This window comes from Pontibacter sp. H249 (genome assembly GCF_037892465.1).
GTDB lineage: Bacteria > Bacteroidota > Bacteroidia > Cytophagales > Hymenobacteraceae > Pontibacter.
The window spans coordinates 1-5,877 of the sequence record NZ_JBBKTR010000030.1 but is presented as its reverse complement, the minus strand read 5'-3'; the positions used below and the strand labels follow the sequence as shown (position 1 = coordinate 5,877).

1 protein-coding gene, 2 tRNA genes and 3 rRNA genes are annotated in these 5,877 nt (G+C 56.3%); all 6 read left to right on the top strand.

Annotated features, from left to right (window positions below):
- Nucleotides 1–276 (top strand): hypothetical protein (locus tag WG943_RS21165; RefSeq protein WP_340412027.1); only part of this gene is annotated, 276 nt, incomplete at its 5' end.
- 366 nt (nt 277–642) lie between these two features.
- Nucleotides 643–2,165, top strand: a 16S ribosomal RNA gene (locus WG943_RS21160).
- A 110-nt stretch (nt 2,166–2,275) separates the two neighbouring features.
- Nucleotides 2,276–2,349 (top strand) — tRNA-Ile (locus WG943_RS21155).
- 16 nt (nt 2,350–2,365) lie between these two features.
- Nucleotides 2,366–2,439: transfer RNA gene (locus WG943_RS21150), tRNA-Ala, on the top strand.
- Nucleotides 2,440–2,656: 217 nt separating this feature from the next.
- A 23S ribosomal RNA gene (locus WG943_RS21145) occupies nt 2,657–5,546 on the top strand.
- 108 nt (nt 5,547–5,654) lie between these two features.
- Nucleotides 5,655–5,766, top strand: a 5S ribosomal RNA gene (gene rrf, locus WG943_RS21140).
- The 16S, 23S and 5S rRNA genes sit together here with 2 tRNA genes alongside, the layout of an rRNA operon.
- Nucleotides 5,767–5,877 lie beyond the last annotated feature (111 nt).

Here is a 5,877-nt window from a genome sequence, read left to right as displayed (position 1 = left end):
AAAGTTTTGACCTCCCCCTTGCGGGTAAGAAAACCTTTCTTACCTTTGCATCCCGGTTCAGCAGGGACGGGGCTTGAAAGGAAGGGTGAGGGGGAAGCGAAAGGCGCCGCACGGGGCCTGGAGGCTGTTTTGCCTGACCCGGCCGCCGAAAAAAAGAGTGAAAAAAAATCGCCCCCGGGCTTGCGGGTTCAGAAACTCTTCTTACCTTTGCATCCCGGTTCCGAGCGAGGGGCCAAGAGGGAAAGCGAGGCGAAGGGCCCCGGAGAAAAAGACTGAAAAAAAGTGAAAAAAAAGTTGCTGCGAAACGGAAAAGTTTTCCTACCTTTGCAGCCCGCTTCGAGAGGGGCGAAGACGAGGAGGGAAGCTCTTCGAAAAAAAAGTGAAAAAAAAGTTTTGGAAATGAGAAAGAAGTTTCCGAGCTTTGCACCCCGCTTCGGAAGGAAGGGGAATTAAGAAAACAAGAGTAACAGCATCGGTAGGTGCTCAGGCAAGGAAAGTAGTTCCTTGGCAAGTTCTTTGAGAGATTGCAAGAGACAGATAGCATACAGGAATCAAGGAAGATGATTCGCCTCCCTTCGGGGAGGCAGCAAGAGGCCGGGATCTGACAGACACATTTTGCAGCTCGCTGCAGTAAAGTTTTTTACAATGGAGAGTTTGATCCTGGCTCAGGATGAACGCTAGCGGCAGGCCTAATACATGCAAGTCGAACGAGATCGGGGACTTCGGTCCCCGGTTTAGTGGCGCACGGGTGCGTAACGCGTATGCAACCTACCTTCCACAGGGGGATAGCCCGGGGAAACCCGGATTAATACCGCATGACACAGTCGGATGGCATCATCCGGCTGTCAAAGCTGAGGCGGTGGAAGATGGGCATGCGTGCCATTAGCTTGTTGGCGGGGTAACGGCCCACCAAGGCTACGATGGCTAGGGGTTCTGAGAGGATGGTCCCCCACACTGGTACTGAGACACGGACCAGACTCCTACGGGAGGCAGCAGTAGGGAATATTGGGCAATGGCCGAGAGGCTGACCCAGCCATGCCGCGTGCAGGAAGAAGGCCTTCTGGGTTGTAAACTGCTTTTACCAAGGAAGAAAACGCCCCTGCGGGGGTAACTGACGGTACTTGGTGAATAAGCACCGGCTAACTCCGTGCCAGCAGCCGCGGTAATACGGAGGGTGCAAGCGTTGTCCGGATTTATTGGGTTTAAAGGGTGCGTAGGCGGCCCGTTAAGTCAGCGGTGAAATCCCACGGCTCAACCGTGGAACTGCCGTTGATACTGGCGGGCTTGAGTTCGGTCGAGGCGGGCGGAACTGGTGGTGTAGCGGTGAAATGCATAGATACCACCAAGAACCCCGATTGCGTAGGCAGCTCGCTGGGCCGAAACTGACGCTGAGGCACGAAAGCGTGGGGAGCGAACAGGATTAGATACCCTGGTAGTCCACGCCGTAAACGATGATGACTCGATGTCGGCGATACACTGTCGGCGTCCAAGCGAAAGCGTTAAGTCATCCACCTGGGGAGTACGCCCGCAAGGGTGAAACTCAAAGGAATTGACGGGGGCCCGCACAAGCGGTGGAGCATGTGGTTTAATTCGATGATACGCGAGGAACCTTACCTAGGCTAGAATGCGCGTGACAGCTCCAGAGATGGAGCCTCCCTTCGGGGCACAAAGCAAGGTGCTGCATGGCTGTCGTCAGCTCGTGCCGTGAGGTGTTGGGTTAAGTCCCGCAACGAGCGCAACCCCTACCTTTAGTTGCCAGCGCGTCATGGCGGGGACTCTAAAGGGACTGCCTTCGCAAGAAGCGAGGAAGGCGGGGACGACGTCAAGTCATCATGGCCCTTACGCCTAGGGCTACACACGTGCTACAATGGCCGGTACAGAGGGTCGCCACCTGGCAACAGGGCGCCAATCTCAAAAAGCCGGTCTCAGTTCGGATCGGAGTCTGCAACTCGACTCCGTGAAGCCGGAATCGCTAGTAATCGCGTATCAGCAACGACGCGGTGAATACGTTCCCGGGCCTTGTACACACCGCCCGTCAAGCCATGGAAGTCAGGGAGACCTGAAGCCGGTGACCGTCAAAGGAGCCGTCTAGGGTAAAACTGGTAACTGGGGCTAAGTCGTAACAAGGTAGCCGTACCGGAAGGTGCGGCTGGATCACCTCCTTTCTAGGGACGGTCCCGGCCTCGGAATCTTTTTCCTTGTTTTTTATCTGTCTGTCTCTGCAAACCTCAAAACCTGATGATGGTGGCCGTGAGGCGCCCAGCACCGCTGTTCTGGGCTTGTAGCTCAGGTGGTTAGAGCGCTACACTGATAATGTAGAGGTCCGTGGTTCGAGTCCACGCAGGCCCACTCAACTTAAACACTTGGGGGATTAGCTCAGCTGGCTAGAGCGCCTGCTTTGCACGCAGGAGGTCAACGGTTCGACTCCGTTATTCTCCACACCGAATAACAGCACAGGTAAAGACAACAGGTTTTTACCACAACATCCTGAAACGACCGCAACCGGGCCATGACCAATGGCCGTGCGGAAGCGAGAAGGAAGAAAGTTCTTTGACATGATGGGAGAGAGAAAAACAAAATTTATAGTTTAGGCTATCGCAAGATAGCCCATGCTCTAACAAGCGAAGAGGCGGGCCGCCTGCAAGTCAGGCGGCCCGGGAACGCAGAGAAGGGCGCATGGGGGATGCCTAGGCTCTCAGAGGCGATGAAGGACGCGACAAGCTGCGAAAATCCGCGGGGATCGGCACATACGATGTGATCCGCGGGTGTCCGAATGGGGCAACCCAGTGCGTTGAAGACGCACTACCCTACGGGGGGCGAACCCGGGGAACTGAAACATCTAAGTACCCGGAGGAAGAGAAAATAACAATGATTGCGCAAGTAGTGGCGAGCGAACGCGCAAGAGCCCAAACCGGTCGAGTCACGGCTCGGCCGGGGTTGTAGGACCACGCCGTGGGACCAAGAATTGAAGCACAAGCGCCTGGGAAGGCGCGCCGGAGAGGGTGAGAGCCCCGTGTGCGTAAGCTTCTTGGCCCTAGTGGTATCCTGAGTAGGGCGGGACCGGAGAAATCCCGCCTGAATCCAGCGGCACCATCCGCTAAGGCTAAATACTCCTGAGAGACCGATAGTGAACCAGTACCGTGAGGGAAAGGTGAAAAGTACCCCGAATAGGGGGGTGAAATAGACCCTGAAACCATGCGCCTACAAGCGGTCGGAGGTCCTTCGTGGACTGACGGCGTGCCTTTTGCATAATGAGCCTACGAGTTACTCCTCCCTGGCAAGGTTAAGCTTCTTGAGGAGCGGAGCCGCAGCGAAAGCGAGTCTGAACAGGGCGCACAGTCAGGGGGGGTAGACGCGAAACTTTGTGATCTACCCATGGGCAGGATGAAGTTTGGGTAAAACCAAATGGAGGTCCGAACCAGTTTACGTTGAAAAGTATTTGGATGACCTGTGGGTAGGGGTGAAAGGCCAATCAAACTGAGAAATAGCTCGTACTCCCCGAAATGCCTTTAGGGGCAGCGTCGCGGTCGAGTCATATGGAGGTAGAGCTACCGATAGGACTAGGGGGAGTCACATCCTACCGAATCCTGACGAACTCCGAATGCCATTTGATATACGCGGCAGTGAGGCGCGGGGTGCTAAGGTCCCGCGCCGAGAGGGAAAGAACCCAGACCGCCAGCTAAGGTCCCCAAGTCCAGGCTAAGTTGAACAAAGGGGGTCCAGTTGCACAGACAGCCAGGATGTTGGCTTGGAAGCAGCCATTCATTTAAAGAGTGCGTAACAGCTCACTGGTCGAGCGACAGGGCATCGATAATAATCGGGCATCAAGCATGGCACCGAAGCTGCGGATTGTAATTTATTACACTGGTAGGGGAGCATTCCAAGGGCGGAGAAGGCGTGCCGGCAAGGCGCGCTGGAGCGCTTGGAAAAGCAAATGTAGGCATAAGTAACGATAATGCGGGCGAGAAACCCGCACACCGAAAGACCAAGGTTTCCTGATCAACGCTAATCGGATCAGGGTTAGTCGGGTCCTAAGGCCGAGGCGAAAGCGCAGGTCGATGGACAACTGGTTAATATTCCAGTACCGGCACGTCATAGCGATGCGGTGACGGAGAAGTGAAAGGACGGCGCGCTGACGGAATAGCGCGTTTAAGGGCGTAGGTATATCCACGGTCGTGAAGTACGCCGCGGATGCTGAACCCCGAAAGTACCCCAAGGCCCCGGCCGCGGGGATCGTCCCTAATCAGGCTCCCTAGAAAACCCGCTAAGCGTTTAAATGGCTTGCCGCCCGTACCGCAAACCGACACAGGTGGTCGAGGAGAGAATCCTAAGGTGCTCGAGTGAATCACGGCCAAGGAACTCGGCAAAATGGCCCTGTAACTTCGGGAGAAGGGGCGCTTCCTCCAGCGATGGAGAAGCCGCAGTGAAAAGGCCCAGGCGACTGTTTAACAAAAACACATGGCTTTGCGAAATCGAGAGATGAAGTATAAGGCCTGACACCTGCCCGGTGCCGGAAGGTTAAGAGGGGATGTTAGCCGCAAGGCAAAGCATTGAATCGAAGCCCCGGTAAACGGCGGCCGTAACTATAACGGTCCTAAGGTAGCGAAATTCCTTGTCGGGTAAGTTCCGACCTGCACGAATGGTGTAACGATCTGGGCGCTGTCTCAGCCGTGAGCTCGGTGAAATTGTAGTCTCGGTGAAGATGCCGAGTACCCGCAACGGGACGGAAAGACCCCATGAACCTTTACTATAGCTTAGCATTGACGCTGGGTAACTCATGTGTAGGATAGGCTGGAGAATGTGAAGCGGCGTCGCCAGGCGTCGTGGATTCGTCCTTGAAATACAGCCCTTGAGTTGCTTGGCGCCTAACCTTCTACAAGGGGGGACAGTGCTTGGTGGGTAGTTTGACTGGGGTGGTCGCCTCCAAAACAATAACGGAGGCTTTCAAAGGTACCCTCAGTACGCTTGGTAACCGTACGCAGAGCGCAATAGCATAAGGGTGCTTGACTGTGAGGCCCACAAGCCGAGCAGGGCCGAAAGGCGGATATAGTGATCCGGTGGTTCCGCATGGAAGGGCCATCGCTCAAAGGATAAAAGGTACTCTGGGGATAACAGGCTGATCTCCCCCAAGAGCTCATATCGACGGGGAGGTTTGGCACCTCGATGTCGGCTCGTCACGTCCTGGGGCTGGAGAAGGTCCCAAGGGTTCGGCTGTTCGCCGATTAAAGTGGCACGCGAGCTGGGTTCAGAACGTCGTGAGACAGTTCGGTCCCTATCTGTTGCGGGCGTTGGAGATTTGAGGGGTCCTGACCTTAGTACGAGAGGACCGGGTTGGACGAGCCTCTGGTGGACCTGTTGTGGCGCCAGCCGCAGCGCAGGGTAGCTACGCTCGGACGGGATAAGCGCTGAAAGCATCTAAGTGCGAAACCCGCCCCAAGATGAGATCTCCCTTAAGGGCCGTGGGAGACGACCACGTCGATAGGCCGCAGGTGTAAAGCTGGAGACAGCAAAGCCGAGCGGTACTAATTGCCCGAGCGCGTTCCAAGTGCGCGCAGCACACCGGCCGAAGGGCCCGCCTGTTCGCTTCTCTCTCCCCAATCATGCCAAGACAACTTTAAAAAGCATTAGGCTGCCACAACGACGGCAGCGACGACAATGGTGGCTATGGCTCCGGTGAGCACCTCTTCCCATCCCGAACAGAGAAGTTAAGCCCGGACGCGCCGATGGTACTGGGGTCACACCCGGGAGAGTAGGTGGCCGCCAACCCCTTCAACAGAGGCCCCGTGACCACGCGTCGCGGGGCCTTCTGCGTTTGCACCACCACCACCACCCACGCCCCAGGAAGGCCACCCGGCCCCCAGGCGCCGGGTGCAGTAC